The 25,769-nt window shown below is 40.9% G+C and carries 19 protein-coding genes; 13 read left to right on the top strand and 6 right to left on the bottom strand.

Annotation, left to right across the window (positions count from 1 at the left end):
- Positions 1-19 precede the first annotated feature (19 nt).
- The 6 genes from polA to BFP71_RS05660 all read left to right on the top strand — a co-directional run bounded on the left by polA (position 20) and on the right by BFP71_RS05660 (position 8,503).
- Complete coding sequence (gene polA, locus BFP71_RS05685) at positions 20-2,836, top strand: DNA polymerase I (protein ID WP_069834459.1); 2,817 nt, start codon at positions 20-22, stop codon at positions 2,834-2,836.
- Positions 2,837-2,838: 2 nt separating this feature from the next.
- Complete coding sequence (locus BFP71_RS05680; protein WP_069834458.1) at positions 2,839-3,786, top strand: pyridoxal-phosphate dependent enzyme; 948 nt, start codon at positions 2,839-2,841, stop codon at positions 3,784-3,786.
- A gap of 222 nt (positions 3,787-4,008) precedes the next feature.
- On the top strand, positions 4,009-5,568 hold the full coding sequence (locus BFP71_RS05675) for a Tim44 domain-containing protein (RefSeq protein WP_141719689.1): 1,560 nt from the start codon (positions 4,009-4,011) through the stop codon (positions 5,566-5,568).
- Positions 5,569-5,643: 75 nt separating this feature from the next.
- Positions 5,644-6,672, top strand: coding sequence for a sensor histidine kinase (locus BFP71_RS05670; RefSeq protein ID WP_069834456.1), 1,029 nt, complete (start codon positions 5,644-5,646; stop codon positions 6,670-6,672).
- Positions 6,669-7,727 carry a histidine kinase gene (locus BFP71_RS05665; RefSeq protein WP_069834455.1) on the top strand — a complete coding sequence of 353 codons (1,059 nt, stop codon included), beginning with the start codon at positions 6,669-6,671 and terminating at the stop codon, positions 7,725-7,727. Before BFP71_RS05670 ends, BFP71_RS05665 begins: the two co-directional genes overlap by 4 nt.
- A complete protein-coding gene (locus tag BFP71_RS05660; RefSeq protein WP_069834454.1) occupies positions 7,724-8,503 on the top strand; it encodes a LytR/AlgR family response regulator transcription factor in 780 nt (259 codons plus the stop codon). The genes BFP71_RS05665 and BFP71_RS05660 overlap by 4 nt, the downstream gene beginning before the upstream one ends.
- 9 nt (positions 8,504-8,512) lie before the next feature.
- Here the strand turns inward: BFP71_RS05660 and BFP71_RS05655 are convergent, their stop codons facing one another.
- Positions 8,513-9,310 carry an MBL fold metallo-hydrolase gene (locus tag BFP71_RS05655; RefSeq protein WP_069834453.1) on the bottom strand — a complete coding sequence of 266 codons (798 nt, stop codon included), beginning with the start codon at positions 9,308-9,310 and terminating at the stop codon, positions 8,513-8,515.
- Positions 9,311-9,442: 132 nt separating this feature from the next.
- Between BFP71_RS05655 and BFP71_RS05650 the strand changes: the two genes are divergently transcribed.
- Positions 9,443-11,596: a DUF5916 domain-containing protein gene (locus BFP71_RS05650; RefSeq protein ID WP_069834452.1), complete on the top strand. Its 2,154-nt coding sequence runs from the start codon at positions 9,443-9,445 to the stop codon at positions 11,594-11,596.
- A gap of 7 nt (positions 11,597-11,603) precedes the next feature.
- Here BFP71_RS05650 and recG read toward each other — a convergent pair whose 3' ends face one another.
- From recG to mutY, 5 genes are all read right to left on the bottom strand, one after another.
- Positions 11,604-13,697: an ATP-dependent DNA helicase RecG gene (gene recG / locus BFP71_RS05645; protein ID WP_069834451.1), complete on the bottom strand. Its 2,094-nt coding sequence runs from the start codon at positions 13,695-13,697 to the stop codon at positions 11,604-11,606.
- 79 nt (positions 13,698-13,776) lie between these two features.
- The gene (gene gldD / locus BFP71_RS05640) at positions 13,777-14,367 is read right to left on the bottom strand and encodes a gliding motility lipoprotein GldD (RefSeq protein WP_245701818.1); all 591 of its coding nucleotides are present in this window, start codon (positions 14,365-14,367) and stop codon (positions 13,777-13,779) included.
- A gap of 1 nt (position 14,368) precedes the next feature.
- Positions 14,369-15,703: a gliding motility-associated protein GldE gene (gene gldE, locus BFP71_RS05635; protein WP_069834450.1), complete on the bottom strand. Its 1,335-nt coding sequence runs from the start codon at positions 15,701-15,703 to the stop codon at positions 14,369-14,371.
- 21 nt (positions 15,704-15,724) lie between these two features.
- A complete protein-coding gene (locus BFP71_RS05630; protein ID WP_069834449.1) occupies positions 15,725-16,159 on the bottom strand; it encodes a single-stranded DNA-binding protein in 435 nt (144 codons plus the stop codon).
- A 39-nt stretch (positions 16,160-16,198) separates the two neighbouring features.
- The gene (gene mutY, locus BFP71_RS05625; protein WP_069834448.1) at positions 16,199-17,257 is read right to left on the bottom strand and encodes an A/G-specific adenine glycosylase; all 1,059 of its coding nucleotides are present in this window, start codon (positions 17,255-17,257) and stop codon (positions 16,199-16,201) included.
- Positions 17,258-17,415: 158 nt separating this feature from the next.
- Between mutY and BFP71_RS05620 the strand changes: the two genes are divergently transcribed.
- The 6 genes from BFP71_RS05620 to yjjX all read left to right on the top strand — a co-directional run bounded on the left by BFP71_RS05620 (position 17,416) and on the right by yjjX (position 25,756).
- Positions 17,416-17,718 (top strand): HU family DNA-binding protein, encoded by a 303-nt coding sequence (locus BFP71_RS05620; RefSeq protein WP_069834447.1) that lies wholly within the window; start codon positions 17,416-17,418, stop codon positions 17,716-17,718.
- A gap of 20 nt (positions 17,719-17,738) precedes the next feature.
- Positions 17,739-18,557: a tetratricopeptide repeat protein gene (locus BFP71_RS05615; protein WP_069834446.1), complete on the top strand. Its 819-nt coding sequence runs from the start codon at positions 17,739-17,741 to the stop codon at positions 18,555-18,557.
- Positions 18,558-18,732: 175 nt separating this feature from the next.
- Positions 18,733-20,289, top strand: coding sequence for an Rne/Rng family ribonuclease (locus tag BFP71_RS05610; RefSeq protein WP_069834445.1), 1,557 nt, complete (start codon positions 18,733-18,735; stop codon positions 20,287-20,289).
- 203 nt (positions 20,290-20,492) lie between these two features.
- A complete protein-coding gene (locus tag BFP71_RS05605) occupies positions 20,493-23,801 on the top strand; it encodes a WD40/YVTN/BNR-like repeat-containing protein (RefSeq protein ID WP_069834444.1) in 3,309 nt (1,102 codons plus the stop codon).
- Between the two features lie 262 nt (positions 23,802-24,063).
- Positions 24,064-25,236 carry a tetratricopeptide repeat protein gene (locus tag BFP71_RS05600; protein WP_141719688.1) on the top strand — a complete coding sequence of 391 codons (1,173 nt, stop codon included), beginning with the start codon at positions 24,064-24,066 and terminating at the stop codon, positions 25,234-25,236.
- Positions 25,205-25,756 carry an inosine/xanthosine triphosphatase gene (yjjX, locus tag BFP71_RS05595; protein ID WP_069834442.1) on the top strand — a complete coding sequence of 184 codons (552 nt, stop codon included), beginning with the start codon at positions 25,205-25,207 and terminating at the stop codon, positions 25,754-25,756. The genes BFP71_RS05600 and yjjX overlap by 32 nt, the downstream gene beginning before the upstream one ends.
- The last annotated feature ends 13 nt before the right edge of the window (positions 25,757-25,769 follow it).

The following is a 25,769-nucleotide window of genomic DNA, read 5'->3' as shown; positions in this document are numbered from 1 at the left end:
GAATACTTACCTTTATAGTATGAGTAAACCGGAAAAATCTCTTTTTCTTCTTGACGCAATGGCGCTGATTTATCGTGCGCATTTTGCCTTTAGTAAAAACCCAAGAATCAATTCAAAAGGACTTAATACTGGTGCCCCGTTTGGGTTTACCAATAGTCTTTATGAAATCATAGATAAGAAAAAGCCAACGCATATTGCCGTAGCCTTTGATACAAGTGCGCCAACATTTAGGCATGAGCAATACGAACCCTATAAAGCCAATCGAGAAGAGACGCCGGAAGACATTAAAATTGGGACACCGATCATCAAAGACATTGTTCGCGCCTTTAACATTCCTGTTTTAGAACTCGACGGCTACGAAGCCGATGACGTGATCGGTACGTTTGCTAAAAAAGCAGCAAGACAAGGGTTTGAGGTTTTTATGATGACCCCAGATAAGGATTATGGTCAATTAGTAGAAGAGAACATCTACCTATACAAACCAGCGTTTATGGGTAATTCTGTAGATGTAATGGGCGTACCGGAAATTCTGGCCAAATGGGACATCGAACGAATAGACCAAGTGGTTGATATGCTTGGATTACAAGGCGATTCCGTCGATAATATCCCCGGCATACCGAGCGTAGGGCCAAAAACCGCTTCCAAGTTGCTAAAGCAATATGGAACAGTTGAAAATATAGTGGCCCACGCGCACGAACTAAAAGGTAAAATGGGCGAGAAAGTGGCCGAATTCGGTGCTCAAGGCATTTTATCGAAAGAATTAGCGCGAATAGAAATCAACGTACCGCTCGAATTTGTCGAAGAAGACATGAAATATACAGGTCCGGATGTAGAAAAACTGACCGCTATCTTCGAGGAGCTAGAATTTAGAACCACCTTAAAAAGAATTCTAGGCCAAGCGAGTGCTCCAGCAACGACTCCTAAGCCCAAAGCCGTGGCCTCAGAGCAAATGGGTCTTTTTGGAGATAACCCCGCAACGATCGCCCCGAGCGATACTCAAGAAAACGCAGTAGAAGAGAGAAAAACGATCACTAATACGGAGCACAGTTACCATTTAACAGATTCACCTGCACTAAGAAAACGACTTATAAAGTTCCTTTTAAGGCAAGATGAAATCTGCTTTGATACAGAAACGGATAGCTTAGAACCTATTGAGGCAAATCTTGTCGGTCTCTCTTTTTCCTACCAAAGCGGTGAAGCTTATTACGTGCCAACACCACCCGATGATAAGGAAGAGACCTTAAGAATAGTAGAGGAATTTAGGCCGGTTTTTGAAAGTGAAACCATTACAAAAATTGCTCAGAACGCGAAATACGATGTCCAGATTCTTAAGAACTATCAGGTAGAAGTCCGCGGCCCAATTTTCGATACCATGCTCGCCCATTATCTGATTGATCCAGATACAAGGCATAATATGGACGTTCTGGCCGAAAACTATCTGAATTATACTCCCGTCTCGATTACTGAACTCATCGGTAAAAAAGGAAGCAAACAGGGAAATATGAGAGATGTGCCCGTACATCAAGTTGTGGAATATGCAGGAGAGGATGCCGACATCACGCTACAACTCAAGAAGAGTTTAGCGCCGCTTTTAACAGAAGGGGACTTAAAGAAACTTTTCAATGAGGTGGAGATTCCTTTGATGCATGTGCTCGCCGATGTAGAATATAATGGTGTAAAAATAGATACCGAAGTGCTTGCCGCTATGTCGAAGGAGCTAGAGGAGGAAAGCCGAGTGGCACGAGACGAAATATTCTCAATGGCTGGTGAAGAATTTAATGTAGCCTCACCAAAGCAGCTTGGGGTGATACTTTTTGAAAAGTTGAAGCTGGTTGATAAACCTAAAAAGACAAAAACGGGTCAGTACGCAACAGGAGAAGAAATTCTTTCAAAACTGGCCTTAGAACACGATATCGCTAAGAGAATACTGGAGTTTAGAGAATACCAGAAGCTCAAGTCTACTTATGTAGATGCTCTGCCAACTATGATCAGCCCTATAGACGGCCTAGTGCATACAGATTACAGACAGGCAGTAGCTGCTACAGGTCGTTTAAGCTCCAATAATCCCAACTTGCAAAACATTCCGATTAGAACGAGCAAGGGAAGGGAAATCCGAAAAGCATTCATACCCCGAACGGAAGATCATGTTTTAATGGCCGCGGATTACTCTCAAATAGAATTGAGGATCGTAGCCGCACTGGCAGAAGATGAAAGTATGATGGATGCCTTCCGATCCGGTCGAGATATTCACTCCACTACTGCTTCAAAAGTCTTTGGCGTGCCTTTAGAAGAAGTCGATCGAGATATGAGGAGAAAGGCTAAAGAGGTAAACTTTGGTTTAATCTATGGTATTTCGGCATTTGGACTTGCTCAAAACATCGGTATCTCAAGAACTGAAGCGCAGCAAATGATAACGGCTTACTTCAACGAATTCCCAGGAGTAAAACGGTATATGGATAGCCAAGTGAACAAAGCACGCGAATTCACTTATGTGGAGACAATTTTAGGCCGAAGGAGGTACTTAAGAGATATCCACTCTAAAAACATGACAGTGCGCGGGCATGCAGAAAGAAATGCCATTAACGCACCAATCCAAGGTAGTGCTGCGGATATGATTAAAGTCGCTATGATTAATATTCATAGCTGGATGAAGGCAGAGAAGCTTAAGTCTAAAATGATTATGCAAGTTCATGATGAACTGGTTTTCGATGTACATAAAACGGAGTTGGATTTAATGAAATCAGAGATTCCAGAATTGATGAGAAATGCCATCCCAATGGATATTCCAATGGATGTAGAAGTAGGAATAGGTGAAAACTGGCTAATTGCTCACTAAAAATGAATTTGCCCCTTTCGTTTCAAGACATTCAAGCTGCGCACGATTTAATCTCGCCATTTGTTCACAGAACACCCGTATTAACTTCGGAAAGTGTCAATGAAATCGCGGGAGCCGAGCTTTATTTCAAGTGCGAAAACTTTCAAAAAATCGGTGCTTTCAAAGCGCGTGGCGGTGTAAATGCCGTCATGTCACTGCCGAAAGAACAGCAGAAAAACGGAGTAGTCACCCACAGCTCTGGAAATCATGCGCAAGCCATCGCTTTAGCGGCAAAAATGGCTGGAGTGCCAGCTTATATTGTGATGCCAAAAACAGCACCTGAGGTAAAAAAGAAAGCTGTAGCAGGCTATGGAGCACAAATCACTTTTTGTGAGCCAACTCAACAATCTCGGGAAGAAAATGCAGCAAGAATACAGCAAGAAACCGGGGCTACATTTATTTCACCATATAATGACTATACCGTAATCGCAGGCCAAGCGACTTGTGCTAAAGAGTTGTTGGAAGATCACCCTAACCTAGATATTGTCATTGCACCTGTAGGTGGTGGGGGGCTTTTGGCTGGTACAGCCTTAAGTTGCCATTATATGAATCCTACTCTTGAGGTCTACGCGGGCGAACCAGAGGGCGCCAAAGACACCTATCTTTCAATGCAGGCAGGAGAAATTACGAAAGTGGATAAGCCCTCATCTATTGCCGATGGCCTTTTGGCCAGCATGGGATACAAAAACTTCGGGATCATAAAACCACTTGTTAAAGACATTTTAGTGGTTACCGACGAAGAGATCGTCGAAGCCATGCGCTTGATTTGGGAGCGTATGAAAATCATAATAGAGCCTTCCTGTGCCGTTCCTGTTGCTGCATTACTCAAATACAGAGCCCCTTTTCAGGGCAAAAAGGTGGGGGTAATACTCACCGGAGGAAACGTAGATCTAGCGAAATTGCCCTTCTAGCTTTTAGTCGAAAAACAGAAACTAACAGACTTTCTACAGTTCAGTCCAGAAACCTGACAGTTCATTGCACAATGGTTTTTTGTTGTTTGTAATCTTATGATCATTGTATTGTAGATCTGTCAAAACAACAAAGCAGATTTATCAAAGATCAAAAACTCAAGTGTTCCTGTAGCGGGTTGGTCGCCCGCTCAGCAGGAAAACACTAAACAAAAGAATGACATTATGAAAGCTCAGAAAATAAAAAACAGAAGCATTATTATGGGAATTGCCATCGCATTTTTGGCCCTTTTCATGATTGCACAAGAGGCGAAGGCACAGCGTAACTCAACAACCGTTTCGGTCAAAAACGGATCATCAAGCTATACTTACAAGTCTGGCTCACAAAGCCTCAATGTTGAATATGAAGGTGATATAGAGTTTACGGATGACGATAAAGCCATTAAGTCTATTTCCAGAAGAGGTTATATGTTTTTTAGAAAGACTTCTTTCGGAAAACGAAGAGAAATTCTTGCTGAGCCAAATTCTGATGGTACCATTTCTTACGAGTACCGCGTAGGCCGTAGAGTTCAAGAGTGGGACAAAGAAGCTGAAGAGTTCCTGGCTGATATGTTAATTCAAGTAATCAGAACGACTGCTATCGGTGCTGATGCTAGAATTGATAGATTCTACAAAAAAGGTGGGCTAAACGCTGTTTTGGACGAAATAAGTGAAATCAAAAATGATCACGTAAGCCATATATACCTCAAATTATTAATTGGGAACAGAGATTTAACTGACAGCGAGCTTGAAAAAGTAGCGGCGTATGTTCCAAGAGAATTGAGCAACGATCACTACATCTCTGAAGTTTTCAAAGATCACAGTGACAAATTCTTGAAGACAGAAAAGTCTACAGAAGCCTTTTTGGCAGCCACTAGACGAATGAAAAACGATCATTACATCTCACAGATTCTAAAAGAAGCCATGAGAGAAGACCTTAGTGAAACTGCTACTATCAGAGTTTTACAGGCAGCCGATCAAATGGGCAACGATCATTACAAGGTAAGTGTGTACAAAGACCTTTTAGATAGAAGAGATTTGAACGACAACTTGATCAATGAGATTGTGAAGTCGGCAGCTGACATCAGAAATGATCACTACGCTACTACAGTTCTAAAAGAAGCTTTGGATCGTCCAAACTTGTCAGATAAGGCCTTCGAAAATTTAATGGGTGCTGTTTCTAACATTGGAAATGACCACTACGTAACAGAGACTTTCCGTTCTATGTTAAACAACAGAGAAGTTTCCGACAAAGTGGTGGAGGCGATCATGGAAAAATTAAAGTACATGAATAACGATCACTACAAGAACATGATCGTGAAAGACTTATTCGAAAACCGAGACGTTTCTGAAAAGTATTTCGATTCAATTTTAGGTACGGTTGAAGACATGAAGTCGGACAACTATGCCAGCCAAATCTTAACAGAAATTTTAAGAGGCCAAGATTTAAGTGATTCCGATTATGCAAAAGTGCTAGATCGTGTAGCAGATATTGACTCTGACCACTACAAAGTGAATATCCTTAAAAAGATTCTCGATCAGCGAGAGTTGAAAAAAGTACACTTGATTAGTGCCCTAAAAACTACGGCTTCAATCGGAAACGATTACTACAAATCTGAAGTGCTAAAACGTGCCTGCGACGCTGTAGCTGATGGCGATGAAGAGGTTAAAAAAGAATTTAAAAAAGTAGCGAGACAAATTAAGAATGACACGTACTACGGAAGAGTAGCACGTTGCATAGACTAATGTTTTCTATCCAGAAGTGATGCCTATGTCCATGGGCATCACTTTTTTCTTATCTTCATACAAACTCGCTAATCCATGTCGAAGTTGCTGAGGTTACCCCTGTTTATTATAGTCGGGCTCCTTTTCTTATTCTATCTGTACTATGCAGAATTTGATTCGCTTCCGAACTTAATTCAGGATTTTAATCTATACGCCTTTACCATTATAATTTCTATTATTTCAGGCTTCGGTATTTATGCTATTAACCGTTGGCTCAATCAGAAACTCCCTTGGCGAAAAAGTATTCTAAGCCGATTTTCAACAGGCCTATTTCTTGACTTCCTCTTTCTTGGCAGCTTATTGATTTTAATGGGTTGGCTTGCCAACATTACTGGCGTTATCAATTATGAAATGTTCCCTGAGGACATGTTCATCAGGCAAATTGAAATCAAACTAATTGTGCTGTCATTCTTAACCATGTTCGTGCTCACGCTGGTAGAATTTAACACCTTCAGCTACAATGAATATTCGGTAGGCCAAATAAGAAAGTTGAGATCCGAAAGGAAACAACTCGAACTGCAATTCGAGGCCTTAAAAAGTCAATTAAGTCCACATTATTTGTTCAACAGTATGAACACGATCTCTTCGCTAGTCTATCGCGATCCCCATGTGGCCGAAAACTTTATCAGAAACCTAGCCGATACCTTCAATTATGTCTTGTATACCAAGGAAACAACGGTGGTCAGTCTGAGTGAGGAGATCGAAGCTTTGAAAGATTACGGTTACTTACTGAATATTCGTTACGCAACGGCTGTTGATCTGAAAATCGAAATTAATCACGAGTATTTAGATAGAAGTATTCCACCACTGACCTTACAGCTATTGGTTGAAAATGCCGTAAAACACAACATTGTCAGTAACGACAACCCCTTAAAGATTAATATCAGGGCGACCGATGAAGAGATCATCGTCCTTAACAATAAAACCGGAACCCCATCAAAAACAGCAAGCCACAGAGTAGGTTTGGACAATATAAGGAAGCGTTATTCCTTCTTTACAGCGCAAGAAGTGCAGCTGATAGACAATGATTATTTCGAAGTAAAACTCCCAATGATCAACGCATGAAGAAGAACCTCCTCAACCAGCCACTCTTTAGACTCTTAGTCCCTTCGGTTTATGGGATTATGATGTATTTTCTGATCCTATTGATCAACAATAGCTTAGGGCAATTAAGCGAAACGGTATTGACCAATGAGTTGCTTTTATGCATCGTTTTGGCCTATATGGTAGCAGAGTCCGTTCGATTACTTATCGTAATTTTTGAAAGAAGAGTTCAGGAAAACCTTCGAAAAACTGTCAACATTATTTATCTATTCGTCGGCAGTTTAGTGATAGGGTCGGTAGTAACCTACTTGATCGTTTACGGTTATTATCGGGAAATCGAAGAAGCAGAATACTTTTCTACCTTCTCCTCCATACTCTACAAAATCACGACGATATACGGCATAAATGCCATGTTTTATACCCTCTTCTTTTTAAGTATTCACTTACTCTCGATTAAAAATGAATCTGAATTAAAGAAGGAAGACTTAAAGCGGCAAAACCTTGAGCACCAGTTAGAAATTTTCAACAACGAGATTAACCCAGACCTCTTATTTCAGAGTTTAGAAACACTGATTTCCTTAGTCCACCATAACCTGAATTCTGCCGAAGATTTTGTCGATCGCTTGGCCCTAGTCTATCGGTATATTCTAGATAATAGAAAGAAAGAAGTCGTTGCCTTGGAGGACGAACTTAGGGCCGCAAAAAATCTCGTTTACTTATTCAAAGAAAAATTCCCTGATCAAGTCACACTTACTATCAAAAACGAGGTTCAAACGTCTAGTAAATACCTGGTGCCAAACACCATTCCTATGGTTTTGGACTGCATGATCAATGGTAGTATTATTTCACCTTGGCAACCCATGAACATCATCATCGACTGTGCCGGAGAAGACGATTATGTGGTGGTTCAACACAAAGGGAATGACAAACTGAGCAATAATAAGTACATTAAAAACCGTTTTCAGAACCTGCATGAAACCTTCGCCTTTTTTACAGATAAACCTGTAATACAGATTAAAGCTTATGGCGATGTATTTATAAAGATGCCAATACTTGAGATTAACGATAACCTATGAGAGTCTTTATTATAGAAGATGAAATCCCTGCTGCTGAAAAAATAGAGCGTTTTTTACATCGATACGATGAAAATATTACCATCGTTGGGCGTGCTATGAGTGTAAAGGAAACCGTGAATTGGGTTCAAACAGATGGAAACGCTGACCTTCTTTTGATGGATATCCAGCTTACCGATGGCCTTAGCTTTGACATCTTTAAAGAAGTCTCTCTGGATATTCCAGTCATATTTACAACCGCCTTTAACGAATACGCCATTGAAGCCTTCAAGGCTAACGGTATAGATTACCTCCTGAAACCAATCACTTTTGAGGCCCTCACCGATAGTTTAGATAAGTTTAAGAACCTAAAAACGAAACTCTCAGAACCTGGACAATCTGAGGCAAGTTCAGTGATTGATTTGCAAAGCGCCTTACAAATGCTGAGTAAAAGAGAGTATAAGACTCGTTTTATGGTGAAAATTGGCGAACACATAAAGTCAGTGACGACCGATCAGATTGAACTATTTTATGCAGAAGGTCGAAATGCTTACATAGTAACCGATCAAAAGAGAAGGCTGATTATTGACTACAAATTGGAGACTTTGGAGGAAATGCTCGACCCTAAAAAGTTCTTTCGCGTCAATAGAACCTTTATCATTGAAATAAATGCGATCAAAGACGTACTCGTCTATTCAAACAGTCGCTTAAAGATCATCTTAAACCAAGATTTCGATCGCGAGATTATTGTAAGTCGTGAAAAGGTAAACGCCTTCAAGCAGTGGTTCGACGGGGAGTAATTTGCCCAATCAATTTGAGATAAAGGTTTCCATGGCCTTTTGGAAAACTTTCGCCTGAGGATAGTTCTTTTCTATCTGCTCTAACGCCGTTTTAGAAGGTGCCTTAGGGTAATGAATACCGATTAGCTGTTTGGCTTTGATAGAATTATTGATGATATCAATTCCTGCATCGCTGGTCATATACCAATAAGGCACCAAAGCCACATCAATTTCATATTTCGCTAAATCGACTTCTTTAAACCGATCAGGATTCATATCCGAGTCTCCTAAATGCAATACCCTTTTATCTCCTACCTCCACAATGAACCCCATGTTTTCAATGCTTCTTGTTCTTTCGCCACCAGCATGATAAATGAAGAAGGAATAAACAGTAACCCCATTAATTTCATCTTTTAAAGTATGAACACCTCTAACATAGGCTTTTACTCTACCCTGAATACTCGAAAAATCCACGTACTTAGCCTTAAGCTCGTCCCGAACCTGATTTGAACTTAAGAATCTCGATTCTTGATGCTCCTTTAAGAACTCACCAGTAATGTTTGCCTCAAAGTGATCTCGATGCATATGCGTTGTCAAAACCACTTTGACTTGCTCAAATGGGTTTTCTGATGCCATCATACTGGTCACTACTTTCTCACTTGGGCTGGAGTATTGTTTATAGAAATCGTCGAATAACGCATCGATAAGCACCTTTTGATTGTTATTGGCGATCAGCACTCCTTCATTTGCTATGTAAGTAATCTCTAAATTTTGACCTACTAGTGCTAAAGGCAAAAACAATGATAAAACGATAAATAGGTGCTTCATAGACATATGCTTTTCAAGGAAATAAAGATAAACACATTTCTAAAGGAGAGAATTATGACTGCCCTAAACGAAATATATAAGTGGTTACCTTTTTTCATTTCATAAAGTTAATTTTACCTAAATTTTTAGAGGTTGAAGCAATACTCAAAACTCTTCCTTTCGGCGATCATGATACTTTTCTCGCTGTCTGGATACGCTCAGGTCAAATCATTTAATACCGACGAAGCACCGATCATTGATGGCATTCTGGACGACGATGTTTGGAAAAACAGCCCATCAGTTACCGGGTTTAAAACATTCGTTCCTGACTTTAGTCAAGATATCCCATTCAAAACTATAGCGTATGTGGCACACGATGAGGAAAACCTGTACTTCGCCATTAAGTGCTTTGACGAACCTGATAAAATAAAAACTTCTATCGCTGCGCGAGATCGAATTAGGGCAGATGACTGGATATGCATAAACCTCGATACTTTTAATGGCGGGCAGTCACTTTTGGGGCTATATGTAAACCCAAGTGGCATTCAAATGGACACGCAATTTGCCGCTGGCGCGGAAGACATTGGTGTGGACCTTATTTGGTATAGTGCTGCCAAAATCGATGAGGAAGGATATAGCGTGGAAATGAAGATTCCGTTTAAAAGTATTCGCTATAGTGATGACGATGGAGATGTAGAAATGGGCGTGATTTTCGAGCGCCGAATTTCCAGACTTTCTACGCAAGTTTCCTACCCAGCACTAGACCCTGAAAAGGGTTTTGCTTTTCTCACGCAAATGATGCCACTAAACTATTCTGGCGTTAGAAAATATACCCTATTAGAGCTTTTACCTGCGATTACCTACAGTAATAGCACCACGCAAGAAAACGGACAGGATGTAAGGAGCGATAATTTTGAGCCTAGTCTTACGGCTAAAGTCGGCATTACTTCCGAGCTGGTTTTAGATGCTACGCTGAACCCCGACTTCAGTCAAATAGAGTCCGATGCTCAACAAGTGGAGGTAAACCAACGTTTTGCGGTCAATTACCCTGAACGTAGGCCGTTTTTCCTTGAAGGAAGTCAGAACTTCAATTTTGCAGGAACGTCCATGTTTTCTCCTGTCAGACAAGTCGTTAATACCAGGACAATTGTATCGCCCAGAACAGCCACTAAACTGACTGGGAAAATCGGTGATAAGAATATCATTTCCACCATATATGCCCTTGACAGAGCAGATCAATCTTTAGCAGACTATGCAGAAGATGAAACTGCAGATGTAGGGATTTTGCGTTATATGCGTTCATTTAAACAAGACAGTTATCTGGGCATGATCGGCACGCATAGAGCTAGAAACGGAGGGTACAATACCGTTATGGGCGTCGATGGACAATATAGATTTAATGAAGCGAATGTAGTCAGTGGAAATTTTCTGAACTCAGTTACAAAAGCGGATAAAAACAGTGCGTCCAACAGCAACAACTCCATGTCGCTAAGGATTTCGAGAAATACGCGAACGTTTAACGGAAACTTTACGATCGAAGACATAGCCGAAGATTTTCAGTCTCAGGTAGGATTCGTTACCCGAACGGGAATTTCTAGAATATCTGGATCAGTGAACCCGAAGCTGTTTCCAAAAAAAGAAAACCTTGTTCAACGCTGGGATTTTACCCTTTATGGGTCATTGACGAAAGACAAACCAAGTGGGTTAAATGAAAGTGTACTATACGGATCGATTGCTGCAAACCTACCCAAGAATACTAGGCTTAGTATTTCCGCGGACAGATCTACCGAAATTTTCCAAGGTGTAGAGTTTAAAGACGGCTCCATCAGCCTATCGGCGAGGTCACAATTGAACAAGAGGCTTCGGATCAGCACAAGTTACGATTGGGATAATGGCATCTTTTACCAATCAGCAGAGCAGGGTTATGGAAAGCGCATTAGAAATTCCGTAGATTATCAGGCTTCGGACAAATTAAACGTTCAAGTCGCTCACAATTTCGTTTCACTATTCAGTGAAAACACCGATGCCAAATATTATGACTTACATATTGTTCGTGGGCGTTTAGTATATCAGGCCAATCAGTATTTATTCTTTAGGGCCATTGGCCAATACAATAGCTTATCGAAAGTCTGGAGCCCTAATTTCTTGGCTTCATTTACCTATATCCCTGGCACTGTAGTGCATTTAGGCTATAGTACGGTACTGGAAAGAACGGAATGGGACGGACAGTCTTATGTGCCATCGGATAACTATCTACAGACGTTTAGTGGATTCTTTTTCAAGGCTTCTTACCTCTGGAGGTTCTAGGGAACCTCTATGAAATTCTACCCCAGTTCACCGTAGTTTTTCTTAGAGATTGAATGTGCCTTTGAATATTTGCATTCTCAGGGTTTGTCAATTCTGGGTCTTCATCTAGCAAATCACTCGCTGCATTTCTGGCAATTTGGAGAATTTTACTATCAGCAGCTATATCAGCGATCAGTAGGTCTAAAACACCACTTTGCTGGGTACCCGTTATATCGCCGGGGCCCCTAAGTTTTAAGTCCACATCGGCAATTTCAAAGCCATTATTGGTTTTGACCATAGTTTCAATCCTCGTTCTAGCCTCTTTACTCAGTTTATAATCCGTCATAAGTACACAATATGACTGATCTGCCCCACGACCAACTCGACCCCTAAGCTGATGGAGTTGGGCTAAGCCGAAACGTTCTGCATTTTCGATCACCATAACAGAGGCATTTGGCACATTTACCCCGACTTCAATCACAGTAGTAGCCACCATTAATTGCGTTTCGTGATTTACAAAGCGCTGCATCTCAAAATCTTTGTCCTTCGGCTTCATTTTGCCATGCACTATACTAATATGGTTTTCTGGGAAAGCCCTTGCTATGCTTTCATAGCCGTCCATTAGGTCTTTCAAGTCCAGTTTCGACGATTCTTCAATTAACGGGTATACCACATAGATCTGTCGGCCTTTGGCAATTTCTCGCTTCATAAAACCGAATACTTCCAGTCGTTTTGCATCGTACTGATGCATTGTTTTGATCGGTTTTCGGCCTGCAGGCATTTCATCGATCACTGAAACATCCAAATCCCCATAGAGCGTCATGGCTAGAGTTCTTGGAATCGGTGTTGCGGTCATCACCAGAATGTGCGGATAAACCGACGTATTCTTATTCCAAAGTTTGGCGCGTTGTGCGACACCAAATCGGTGTTGCTCATCAATTATCGCTAGGCCTAAATTCTTGAATTGGACTGTGTCTTCAATCAAAGCGTGCGTACCGACAAGAATTTTGATCTCGCCCGAACGAAGGCCTTCGTGAATAATCCGGCGTTCTTTCGTTTTAGTCGAACCAGTCAGTTTGGCAATGCCCAAGCCAAGCTTATCAGCGTATTCTTTCAGTCCTTCGTAGTGTTGCGCTGCCAAAATCTCCGTAGGTGCCATCATAGAAGCTTGGCTACCAGAACCTACCACCAAAAGCATACAAATGAACCCAACTATCGTTTTTCCCGAACCAACATCTCCTTGCAATAAGCGATTCATTTGTTTTCCTGACTTCATATCGAAGTAGATTTCCTTAATGACTCGCTTTTGGGCATTCGTTAGATCAAAGGGCAAATGATCGTTATAAAAAGAGGTAAGTAGGGCCGAGTCATTGAAAATTTGACCTCGAAACTTATCGATTCTCGAGATTTTAAGCTTCAATAACCTGAGCTGAATGAAGAAAAGCTCCTCAAACTTCAGTCTGAATTGTGCTTTTTGAAGTAATTCCGTGTTTGAGGGAAAATGTATATGCCATAAGGCAAACTTCTTTTCGATGAGGCTAAACTGATCGGTCAGTTTTTGTGGAAGTGTTTCATTGATGTGGCGCTCCGCGAGCACCATGACTTGCCTGATTAACTTGGACATAGCTCGACTATCCAAGAATTTAGCCTTCATTTTTTCAGAGGTATGATAAACTGGTTGAAGAAAAGCTGCCTTATCATTTTGAGTTGTCAATACCTCAATTTCAGGGTGGGCAATATTAACTTTTCTCCCAAAAGCAGCCGGCTTCCCGTAGACAACATAATCTACCCCAAGTTTCAATTTTTTACTCACCCAGGGAATTCCTTTAAACCAAACAAGCTCTATATGGCCGGTATCATCAGAAAACCGAGCAACCAAACGTTTTTTTCTCAGTTCTCCGATGGTATCTAACTTGGTGATTCGGCCTTTAATTTGAACAAAAGGGAGGTCGCCAGTGACTTCCGTCGCTTTATAGAATTTGGTCCTGTCCTCATACCTAAAAGGGTAGTGCTGCACTAAGTCTCCGTAGGTAAAAAGGGACAATTCAGCCCCAATAAGTGCCGCTTTCTGCGGCCCTACACCTTTCAAAAACTCAATACTGGTGTTGAAGAATGAGGACATGCTTAAAACTAATTGAAAAAAGAGAAATTCGCCGATTTAGCACTCGATATAGTGCCAATTAAAGGCTAGAAGAGTTACTTTAATACCTCCACTCAAAAGAGTTGAGCATGTATAGGACATCTTCGGTGATAAAATCAATTATCGGTTGAAGCGAGTCATTTTTAGTGGCTGTATTAAAGTATAGTGCTCCTCTAAAGAAATGTCGGGTAGAATCGGAGGTAAAAAACTGCAATTGCGTTGGTACTTCCCCTTCCAATTTTGTGACACTGGCTACTTGATTATTGGGTATTTTTATCAGGCTCTCATCAATGCCATAAGCCCTTTGGTCGTGTTTCATTGTTAAGGCAAATGACTCATTTAAAAGCTTACCCACATCATTTTCGTCTTGCGTGAGGTCTTTGTAAGTTATCTGAACTAACGCATCAAAATCGGGATAATAAAGATTGGACCAATACCGATCTGCACGTTTGTTGGAGTCACCCAAGAGTTCAGCGTAGGTAGAATAATCGAATTGATAAGGAAATGTATCAGGCAACGCTTGATAAGCAGGGTTTGGCAAATCGATGCGATTGTATCCCTTTGGTTTTGGTAAGTAAACTTCTTCGCAAGATGACAATACAACAAGCGTCAAAATCAAGCATTGCAGAATGTATACGCTTCTTTTTCTCAAATCAACTGAGGGGTTTAATCAATACCCTAATTCTTTTGATACGCCTTGGATCAACGGCAACGATCGTAAAAAGAAAGTTCTCAAAAGTGATCTTTTCACCTGCTCTTGGCAGCTTTTCATTTATTTCGAGCAAGAGCCCTCCGAGGGATTCACTCTCACCTTTTACCTCATCGAATAAAACCGGTTCTACACCAACAATCTTACAGAAGTCGTTCAAAGACGTTTTTCCTTCGAATATATACGTGGAGTTATCTAGTTTATTGTAGGCGACATCTTCATCGTCGAACTCATCATTGATTTCTCCTACGATTTCCTCAATAATATCTTCCATGGTAATGAGTCCGGAAGTGCCCCCATATTCATCCACCACAATAGCCATGTGTACCCGCTGTGCTTGAAAATCCTTCAGTAAAGAATCGGCCTTTTTATTTTCTGGAACAAACATGCCAGGGCGTACTAGCTCTTGCCATGCAAAGTCTTCCTCTTTCTCGATATGCGATATTAAGTCCTTGATGTAGAGAATTCCTTCGATCTTATCGATCGTTTCTTTATAGACTGGTATGCGCGAAAATCCGCACTTATTAATCTTATCCATCAATTCATGGAAGTCTAGGTCATTTTCAACCGCCGTAATATCCATGCGGGATTTCATGACTTGCTTGACCGTTAACGTGCTGAAATTCACTATCCCTTTGAGAATACCTTTTTCTTCTTCAGAGGTATTTTCGTCAGTCGTCATTTCCAACGCTTGATTCAGTCCATCGACGGTAATATCATGTCCCTTTCGTTCTACATTTTTTTCTATCACGTTGGTGACTGATATCAATAGAAACGAAAATGGCCTAAGGAGCCTTTCAAGTAATAGTAAGACGCGTGCAGTTGCTCGAGCAAACTTAATATTATGCTGATTTGCGAAGTTTTTTGGAACGACTTCCCCAAAAAACAGAATAATAAATGTGACGATAATGGATAGGGTAACGATTACTTTACCCTCTGTACTCTTGGTACCCACGAGGCTCCATGTAAAGAAAGTGGAAAGGGTTACTATGGCGATATTAATCAAGTTATTCATGATTAATATGGTGGCCAAAAGGTATCTCTTTCGCTGTAAAAGCCTGATTATCGCATTTCCTGAAGCAGAACCATCTTTATCAAACTCCTTCATTTGCTCACGATCCAAAGAGAAGAAAGCGACTTCTGAACCGGAAATAAGCGCCGAGGCCAAAATCAGTAAGACAAAGGCAATACTATTGACTAACCAATATGAAAAGGGTAGTTCTACGAATTGAGAAAGGAGCGCTAAACTAGGCTCGGGGTCGTCTGAGGGTAAGTCCAAATTGTACGCTTTAATCCAACATTAGAATGGTAAGTCGTCTGTATCGTCTTCCGGTATAGTTGATACGGGACTTTCGGCTGGTGTGTTTGCCATTCCACTATTTTGTGGTGCTCCACCGCCACCTTCTGCTCTTCCAAGCAGCGTCAATTCACGACCAACTACTTCCGTAGTATATCGTTTATTGCCTTCTTGGTCATCCCAAGATCGAGTGGTAAGTTTTCCTTCGATATATACTTGACCACCTTTTTTCAAAAACCTTTCAGCAATTTCTGCAAGCGGCGTCCACAGCACCACATTGTGCCATTCCGTATTTGTTACTTTCTCTCCCGCTTTATTCTTGTAGGTTTCGCTGGTAGCCAGAGAAAAATTCGCTACCGCTCTACCATTATCTAAGTGACGAACCTCTGGGTCTTTGCCCAAGTTACCTACTAAGATCACTTTATTTACTCCTGCCATACTTTGCGCTTAAAATGCTGATTAGTGCAATGAATCTAACTAAAAAAACTCTTGCTTCAAATAGTTTTGAATGAGAATCGGCTTCGGTAATTCTTGAACTTCTTCCAATTGATAAGGCCTCAAATTTCTACTCTCTGCTAAGGCCTCAAAGTTACCCAAATCATTGACCTGAACCCTAAGGAATCTTGTGAAAATTCTCTGATGCGTTAAGACATGTTTCACCTCTTCCGAATAATCTACAACTGTAAACGAATCACGGGCTGAAATAGCCGAAAAGACCTCTTCTTGCTCTTTTGGGTTGCTTGACTCTATCATTTCGAAGTCGAATAACCCTTGCCAAATATCTTTTGGCCCACGTTCCCTCATCAAAACGCGATCGGCATGCTCATAGACGAAATAGTAGAAATAGCGATTTCTAACCTTTACCTTTTTTGATTTCACAGGTAGCGCATCTTGTTTTCCCTGATTGAAAGCATAGCAATACGCTGTCATCGGACAAATGGCACACGATGGGCTTCTTGGGGTACACTGAATTGCGCCAAAATCCATAATTGCCTGATTAAACTCACCAGGTTTTTGTCCTTGGATGAGTTGATTGGCCTTCTTTTCAAAAATTCTTAGTGTTTTCGAATCGGCGATATCATCCGAAATACCGAAAACACGGCTCAAAACACGGTAAACATTGCCGTCTACTACGGCATTCGGTTGATCAAAGGCGATAGAAGCAATAGCGGCAGCAGTATACCTACCAATACCTTTCAATTTTAATAATTCCTCAAAAGTGCTAGGAAACTTTCCTTCATAATCCGACGCGACAGTCTTCGCGCAGGCGTGAAGGTTTCTCGCCCTGGAATAATAGCCCAAACCTTGCCACAATCGTAATACTTCTGCCTCCGAAGCATTGGCTAAATCTTCAACCGAAGGATACTTTTCTACAAACCGCAGGTAGTAAGGCATGCCCTGTGCTACACGTGTTTGCTGGAGTATTATTTCCGAAAGCCAAATCTTGTATGGGTCTTTAGAATGTCGCCATGGTAAATCACGTTTTTGATGACGATACCAGTCAATTAATTGATTTACAAATATTTCGCTTTCCAATGCGTTTTGTGTTGAATCTTTAAAGTGTTGTAGGCTTGCCCTTTAACTTTTTTATTGAATACGTTTTTTAATTAGGGCCGAACGCTTAATTTTGCAGGCCAAAATAACTGGGAATTAGTTTTTTACACAATATTATCAACCTAAAAATATAAGATACAGTGACTAAAGCAGATGTTATCAATCAGATAGCCGACAAAACAGGCATTGACAGGTCTGATGTTACTACAACTGTTGAGACTCTTTTTGCAGTAGTGAAAGACTCAATGGCAGAAGGAGAAAACATTTACGTGAGGGGATTTGGAAGCTTCGTTAATAAGAAGAGAGCTAAGAAAATTGCGAGAAATATATCTAAGAACACAGCGATCGTGATCGACGAACACTATGTTCCTAGTTTTAAACCTTCAAAGGTTTTCATCGAACAAGTAAAAAGCAGCGATAAAGTAAAAACTGCTAATAGTTAAACTTAAGCCTGTTTGGCTTTATGAATAAATCTCAGGTAATACTTACTGCTGTTGCCATTCTATTGACTGTAGGCCTTTATAGCCTACCGAAAGTAGTGATCAACAATAGTAAACTTGAGGAGTCAGCGTTCATTGACGATAGTGTTCCAGGAGGTATCGTGGATCACAGTACTGAAATTCCAGAAGCATTTGCTGATCGTATCAGTTTTTGGAAAGACAGGTTATTTGAAAATAATGAAATACAGCTAGAACCGGCGTCTCTAGACTCGTTGATGGCTGTGTTTATGGAAATCAATAAATACGATAGTGCTGCACATTACGCAGAACTATACGCTATAAAATTTGATGAAATTGATCACTGGCAGAAGGCTGGTGAAGCTTATTACGAAGCCTTTAGTTTTGCTTTGGATGAGCAAAAAATCCGTTTGCTGGGACAAAAGACCAGAAAGGTTTACGAGAAAGTTTTAGCTCAGAGACCTGACGATCTAGATGCACAACATGACATTGGTATGACCTATGTCATTGGTTCATCGAACCCGATGCAAGGAATCATGATGTTGAGAGGAATTTTGGATAAAGACCCAAAGAACCTCAAAACACTTCTGAGCATGGGATTTATGTCCATCAATACCAGTCAGTTTGAAAATGCAGCTGATCGGTTTGAGACACTGGTAGAAAACTACCCTCAGCATATTGAAGGAAATTTCTTTTTGGGTGTGGCTTATTATGAAACTGGCCAAATGGTCAAAGCAAAGACACAGTTCAATAAAGTAAAAGAATTAGGTGCAAATGAGCAGACTTTAACGGCTGCTGACGAGTACCTCGAAAGAATTAATTAGAACATTAAAAAATTATTGTTATGCCTTGCGGTAAAAAAAGAAAAAGACATAAGATCTCTACTCACAAGAGAAAGAAAAGACTAAGAAAGAACAGACATAAGAAGAAGTAATTTTAGCTTCTTCTTATGTGCTATACACATTTTTTAGTTCTTTTTTCACATAAAATATTATCCCATTGAGTAATGAATTAATTATCAATTCAACTCAAAGTGGATGTCGTATAGCCCTTCTTAAAAACAAGAACTTAGTCGAATTTCATCACGACAATGATGAAAGTAAGTTCAAAGTCGGTGACATATATCTTGGTACAGTAAAGAAAATTGTACCTGGCTTAAATGCCGCGTTCGTTGATATTGGATACGAAAAAGATGCTTTTCTGCATTATTTGGACCTTGGTCCGCAGATAAAGTCGCTTAACAAGTATACCAAGCAGGCGCTAACCAACAAACACAATACTGGTGGCCTAGGTAAATTCAAGAACGAGAATGACATTAATAAGCTTGGCAAAATGAGCCAAGTCTTGACAAAGGGACAAAAGATACTTGTTCAGGTTGTCAAAGAACCGATTTCTACAAAAGGGCCGCGACTCACTTGTGAGTTATCAATAGCGGGGCGCTACATGGTTTTAGTGCCTTTTTCAAATGCTATTAACGTTTCGAAAAAAATAACGGATGGTGAAGAGCGCAAAAGATTATTGCGTCTTATATCGTCTATCAAGCCAGAGAATTTTGGCGTAATTATCAGAACGGTTGCGAAAACAAAAAACGTAGGCGAACTCGATAAAGACCTCCGGAACCTTCACGACACTTGGATCGATGGAATGAAAAGACTCCATCAACTAAACCCAAGAGATAAGGTAATCGGTGAGGTAAGCAGAGCTTCTTCCTTGTTAAGAGATATCTTAAATGAGTCTTTCGACAGTGTTGTATCAGACGACAAGGAAATCCATGAAGAGATAAAAAGCTTCATTCAGAAAATCGCTCCAGAAAAGGAGAAAATAGCCAAACTCTACAATGGTAAGGCTAAGATCTTCGAATCATTCGGCATAGAAAAGCAGATGAAGTCATTATTTGGCAAATCTGTCAGTTTACCGAAAGGTGGCTATTTGATCATTGAGCATACTGAAGCGCTTCACGTAATTGACGTCAACAGTGGAAACAAATCCAATGCTGGCGAAGATCAAGAAGCCACAGCGATGATGGTCAATATGGAGGCTGCCAAAGAAGTAGCTCGTCAACTCAGGTTGCGAGATATGGGCGGTATCATCGTCATTGATTTCATAGATATGAGAAAAGCTGAAAACAAAAAGCAGCTTTATCAATTCATGCGTGAAATCATGTCTGAAGATCGTGCTAAAAACACGATACTCCCACTTACAAAATTCGGTTTAATGCAAATCACGCGTCAGCGTGTCAGGCCTGAATTGAGTATCGCTACACGAGAGGTTTGCCCTACTTGTGGAGGTACTGGTAAAGTAAGTGCAACAATCCTTGTTTCTGATCAAATCGAGAAGAACATGGAATACATTTTAAGTACTCAAAATGAGAAAGGAGTAACCATTGCTGTTCACCCTTTCTTACAAGCATATTTTACACAAGGCATCTTCTCAAAAAGGTGGCAGTGGTATAGAAAATTCCATACCTGGGTAAAAATTGAAAAAGACAGTTCCCTCGGGCTCTCTGATTATACATTCTATAATAAGCAGGGTGAGGAAATAGAACTGAAAGCATAGAGAAAAAGGGCTGTTTCGGCTAAGTGTCTCGTAATTACCTGAATAGGTAATTTTTAGATTGTTGAACCAATCTAAACTTCTCATAAATGAGAAGAGACGAGTCACAAAAATTCGAAATTGGCCCTTTTTTTATGGCCATTGACGGAAGACGATTACTCAATCTCTAGTATTTGATTTATATTCCTTCGTCAAAAAGAAAAGCCATGAAAAAACACTATTCCCTCTTCCTTTCCCTCCTTATGATTTTATCTCTATTTGGTCATGAGGCATCGGCACAGCGAAAGAAAAACAAAAAGCAAGACAAGACTGAAGTAGTAGACCCTCTAAAAGGTATCTCCCTTGGTAGCTTAAAGTTTAGAAGCATTGGACCAGCCTTAACGTCGGGCCGAATCGCTGATATCGCTGTAAACCCGAATAATTCAAGCGAATTTTATGTAGCAGCAGCAGCTGGTGGTGTTTGGAAAACTACAAATGCCGGAACCACTTTCAAGCCTATTTTTGATAATTATGGAAGCTATTCCATCGGTTCTCTAGCGATGGACCCAAATAACTCGAATGTCATTTGGGTAGGAACAGGAGAAAATAACAACCAAAGATCTGTCTCCTATGGCGATGGCCTCTATAAATCCGTTAACGGAGGTGCCTCTTTCAAAAAAGTTGGCTTAGAAAAGTCAGAGCATATCGGTATGATTAAGATAGACCCAAGAAACTCCGATGTCGTTTATGTGGCTGCCACAGGACCTCTATGGAGTGCCGGTGGAGACAGAGGCCTTTATAAAACTACTGATGGGGGTAAAACATGGGATAAAGTATTAGAAATTAGCGAACACACTGGTGTCAATGAAGTTCATATTGATCCAAGAAACCCTGACGTCCTTTATGCCACTGCGCATCAAAGAAGAAGAAGACAATGGACCTACCTTGGCGGCGGGCCAGAGTCAGGTATTTATAAGTCTAAAGACGCTGGAGCCACTTGGGAAAAGGCAAATAGCGGTTTACCAGGTGTTGACAAAGGGAGAATTGGTATGGCGATCTCTCCTGCCAACCCAGAAATCATTTACGCTGTTGTAGAAGCACAAAACGGACAAGGGGGTTTCTACAAGAGCACCAATCGTGCAGCATCATGGCAAAAAATGAGTGGTACCTCCTCTAGCGGTAACTACTACCAAGAGATTGTGGCAGACCCAGTAGATGAAAACAGAGTTTACCTTCTCAATACTTTCACATCTTTCACAGTAGATGGTGGAAAAACTTTCAACAACCTTGGAGAGCAAAGCAAACACTGGGATAACCACGCCTTGTGGATTGACCCAAATAATAATCACCACATATTACAAGGCTGCGACGGTGGCGTTTATGAATCGTTTGACCAGGGAAAAACATGGAAGTTCTTTACAAACCTTCCTGTTACTCAATTTTACAAAGTGTCTGTGGATAATGCCGAGCCTTTTTACAATGTAATGGGCGGAACACAGGACAATTATAGTTTACACGGTCCATCTCAAACAGTGAGCCAACATGGTATTGTCAGCAGCGATTGGATTGTAACCCAGGGAGGCGACGGTTTTGAATCAGTTCCTGATCCTGTGGACGATAACATAGTTTATGCTCAGTATCAAAATGGTGGACTTACACGTTTCGATCGACAAAGTGGTGAAGGTGTAGCGATCATACCAAGGCCTAGAAAAGGAGAAAAAGCCTATAATTTCAACTGGGATGCACCATTAATGGTTAGTCCTCATGATCATAAAACCTTATACTATGCGGCAAATAAGCTCTTTAAAAGTACAGACCGAGGAGATTCTTGGGAAGTGATCAGTGGTGAGTTAGATCAGGATATTGACCGAAACCTACTACCCGTTATGGGTAAAATTTGGCCAATGGATGCCGTGGCAAAAAATGGTTCTACGTCAAGATATGGCGCAGCTGTTTCACTAGATGAATCTAGACTTCAAGCAGGACTAATCTATGTCGGTTCAGATGATGGACAAATTAGCATTACAGAAGACGATGGTAAAAACTGGCGCCAGATTAATCGATTTCCAGAGGTGCCTGAAAACACTTACGTCTATGACTTGATTGCTTCCAAATATGACGTTAACACTGTTTATGCAGCCTTCAATAACCACAAAAGTGGTGATTTTACCCCTTATGTTTATGTGAGTAATGATAAGGGACAAAGTTGGAAAAACATCAGCAATAACTTGCCAGAAGGGGCGGTATACGCCTTAGAACAAGATCATAAAAATGCAGATATCCTATTTGCAGGAACAGAGTATGGTGTTCATGTTTCCATTAATGGTGGGGACAGCTGGACAGCTTTGAAATCGGGTATACCAACGATCAATGTAAGGGATCTGGCTATTCAAGAACGCGAAAATGATTTGGCCGTCGCTTCTTTTGGCAGAGGATTTTACATACTGGACAATTACAGTGCTTTGAGAGAACTAGCTGAAAAAGTCACTGAAAAAGAGGCTCATATATTTGATATCAAGAAGGCTTATATGTTTAATACTTGGACTCCTCTAGGAAGTCTTGGTTCTCCGCAGAAAGGGTTTCAAGGTGAAATGTTTCACACCTCCCCTAACCCTCAAAAAGGAGCCGTTATCAAATACTGGCTCAAAGAAGGAACCACGTCTTTAAAATCAGAAAGACAGAAAAAAGAAAGAGAAGCCTTCAAGAATAATGACGCCATCCCTTACCCAACAGTCGAGGCATATAAGGCAGAACAAGATGAGCTTCCCTCGTTCTTGCTATTTACGATTAAGGATCAGGCAGGTGACGTTGTAAGTGAGTTGAGAACAGGCTTAAACAAGGGCATGAACCAAGTCGTATGGGATATGACTTACATGAGTTTTGGGCAGGTAAATGAAAGACAAGCCAATCAAAGTCAGAGCTTATCTTCTTCTAATATTTTCGTGGTGCCGGGCACCTATACTGTCACCATGAGCAAAAACGTGAAAGGAGAATTAAGCCAAATTCATCCACCCGTGGAATTCGAAGTGAGTGAACTTAATAATCGAACTATTCCTGCCGAGAATTGGGGAGAAATGGCCGCTTTCAAAAAGAAAGCCATCAAGCTTGTCAATGCCATCAATGCTACACAGAGTGTCTTGCGTAATTTGAACACCAAGATTCAACAGTACAAAGCAGCATCCAAGACTTATCCCGCTGAAACAGCTAATAGTCTTTTCAAGGAAATCTTGGCGCTTGAAAGGCAACTGAATTCTGTGAGAATGGATATCAATGGAGACCCAGTGCTGGGTAGGCTTGACATTGATGCTGAGTACAGCACTGCACAAAGAGCACAAAATGCGATATTCGATACTTTTGGTTCAACTTCTAATGTACCAGGTACATCAAAAAGAAATTATGATGTTGCTGCCGATGAGTTTACGCCGATCCTTGCTAAAGTCAAGTCACTGCGACAAGATTTTGAGAAAATGGATGAAAAATTCAAAGGCAATCTAGCGCTCCAAATGCCGGGTAACTTGCCTAATTGGAGGAAATAAAGGGTTCTTGAAGGGGACTATTGACTAGCCCCCTTCAAAAATTATCCACAACAGTTCTCAACGTATAAAGCTGCCGATTGGAAGATATTCAGTAATCTTTCATAAAAATTATCAATGGCCACATTGGTTTTTTGTGACGTTCCACAAAAAAATGTATGTAAAAGTTACATTTTCTGTGGTATATTTAATCCTCATTCTTTATCGGACTGTTTACAAAGTAGGTCAAAAAGACTAACTTTGCACGTTACTGGCTGCTGGATCATTGAAACACTTACTTTCTATATTCATCTATCTACTCTCTGCGAATAGCTATTCGCAAGATTTGATATCTGTGGCCACGACGATGCTGAATGATAAAAACTACGTCGAAGCCAAAGCAGCGATCGATGAGGCTTTTGAACAGCCAGGCATCAGCGACAATCCGAGAGCTTGGTTTATGAAAGCTCGCGTTTATCATGAAATCTTTGAATCCAAAGATCCGCAACTCAACAAATTCAAAGAAAACCCGAGCGAACTCATCAACACTATTGTCGATTCCTACAATAATACCCTATCGCTCACGACCCGAAAGAGTAACCTTCAAGTATTGGCCAAGAACCAAATTGAAATCCTGTGGGCTAATGGGATCAATGAGGGTACACGGCTATTTCAAGCACAAAAGTTTAACGACGCAATAGACGCCTTTTTAGTGTCCAAAATCTCTAAACCGACCGAAACACGTGCCTTTATTTTTACTGCATTGTGCGCAGTATATGCTGGTAAATACGAACTGGCGGTGGAAAACTACCTAGCTGCCAAAGACTTAGACGTGCTCAGCAAACAGGCCTACGACGGCTTAATCATTGCCAAAAGGAACTTAAGAGTGAGCCCTGAAGAATTGCTGGATGTGGTTGAAGATGCAAGATTCAACTATCCAGACCATATCCCATATGTGATTGAAGAAGTCAGAACATTGATTCGAATCGGAAAGCTAGAAGAGGCGGAATCTGTTCTCAACACAGCCGTAAAAAGAAACCCAAGTAATATGGAGTTGGTCCTTAGACAGGCCGATTTATTTGATATAATCTTTAAAACCGCCTATGCCGAAGGTAGGCCTGAAAGATCCGAAAGCTATTTTGAGCAGGCTTCCATGAACTACGAACGTTTCTTGGCCAATTCACCTGATAACTTTACGGCGAATTATAACTACGCTGTAATGATTAACGAACAAGCCAATAGAATTTATACTCGGATTAACCTGATGAGCAACGAGGAATATGAAATCGTTGGTAAAGAGACTGAGGAAATCGGCCATGATTGGACCAGAAAAGCCTTGCCATACATGGAGAAAGCGTGGGAAGTAAAACAGGGCGACAAAAAAGTACAAGAAGCGTTAACTGTATTTTATAGTAGACTTAAAATGGATGAGAAACTCATTGCCCTCAACCGAAATTAAAGTCATAGTCGGTTCTAAAAACCCAGTCAAATTAAAGTGTACCCAAGACGCTTTTCAGCAAGTATTTCCAGATAACAAAATCACTGTAGAAGGTGCCGCTGTTCCTTCCGACGTCAGCGATCAGCCCATGACTGATGAAGAGACTTGGATTGGTGCTAAAAACCGAAGCCATCACGCACGAAACAGTTACCCTGAATCGGATTATTGGGTCGGAATTGAAGGTGGGATCACAGATAGCCCCCAGAAAATGGAAGCCTTCGCTTGGGTATACATCCTTTCTCGAGACGCTAACGGAGATGCTAGAACATCGGCTTTTCAGCTTCCCCCTAAAATTCAAGAACTCGTTCGGCAAGGTATTGAACTCGGTGAGGCCGATGACATTGTCTTTAATAGAAGTAATTCAAAACAGTCAAACGGGGCCGTCGGAATTCTGACAAAGGATTTAATCAATCGTGCCGATTATTATCAACCAGCGGTTGTTTTGGCACTCATACCATTTATCAACCCCGATTTATACTAAAAAAGCACCATGA

This window comes from Roseivirga misakiensis (genome assembly GCF_001747105.1).
Lineage (GTDB): Bacteria > Bacteroidota > Bacteroidia > Cytophagales > Cyclobacteriaceae > Roseivirga > Roseivirga misakiensis.
This window is presented reverse-complemented; position numbering and strand designations above follow the sequence as displayed.

What these genes read in the sequence shown, in the direction of transcription:
- BFP71_RS05655 (WP_069834453.1), bottom strand. Translation starts at nt 9,310, where the DNA reads ATGAAGCACCTATTTATCGTTTTATCATTGTTTTTGCCTTTAGCACTA.
- recG (WP_069834451.1), bottom strand. Translation starts at nt 13,697, where the DNA reads ATGTCCTCATTCTTCAACACCAGTATTGAGTTTTTGAAAGGTGTAGGG.
- BFP71_RS05630 (WP_069834449.1), bottom strand. Translation starts at nt 16,159, where the DNA reads ATGGCAGGAGTAAATAAAGTGATCTTAGTAGGTAACTTGGGCAAAGAC.
- BFP71_RS05665 (WP_069834455.1), top strand. Translation starts at nt 6,669, where the DNA reads ATGAAGAAGAACCTCCTCAACCAGCCACTCTTTAGACTCTTAGTCCCT.
- BFP71_RS05670 (WP_069834456.1), top strand. Translation starts at nt 5,644, where the DNA reads ATGTCGAAGTTGCTGAGGTTACCCCTGTTTATTATAGTCGGGCTCCTT.
- polA (WP_069834459.1), top strand. Translation starts at nt 20, where the DNA reads ATGAGTAAACCGGAAAAATCTCTTTTTCTTCTTGACGCAATGGCGCTG.
- yjjX (WP_069834442.1), top strand. Translation starts at nt 25,205, where the DNA reads ATGAGAAACTCATTGCCCTCAACCGAAATTAAAGTCATAGTCGGTTCT.
- BFP71_RS05660 (WP_069834454.1), top strand. Translation starts at nt 7,724, where the DNA reads ATGAGAGTCTTTATTATAGAAGATGAAATCCCTGCTGCTGAAAAAATA.
- BFP71_RS05605 (WP_069834444.1), top strand. Translation starts at nt 20,493, where the DNA reads ATGAAAAAACACTATTCCCTCTTCCTTTCCCTCCTTATGATTTTATCT.
- BFP71_RS05615 (WP_069834446.1), top strand. Translation starts at nt 17,739, where the DNA reads ATGAATAAATCTCAGGTAATACTTACTGCTGTTGCCATTCTATTGACT.
- BFP71_RS05680 (WP_069834458.1), top strand. Translation starts at nt 2,839, where the DNA reads ATGAATTTGCCCCTTTCGTTTCAAGACATTCAAGCTGCGCACGATTTA.
- BFP71_RS05675 (WP_141719689.1), top strand. Translation starts at nt 4,009, where the DNA reads ATGAAAGCTCAGAAAATAAAAAACAGAAGCATTATTATGGGAATTGCC.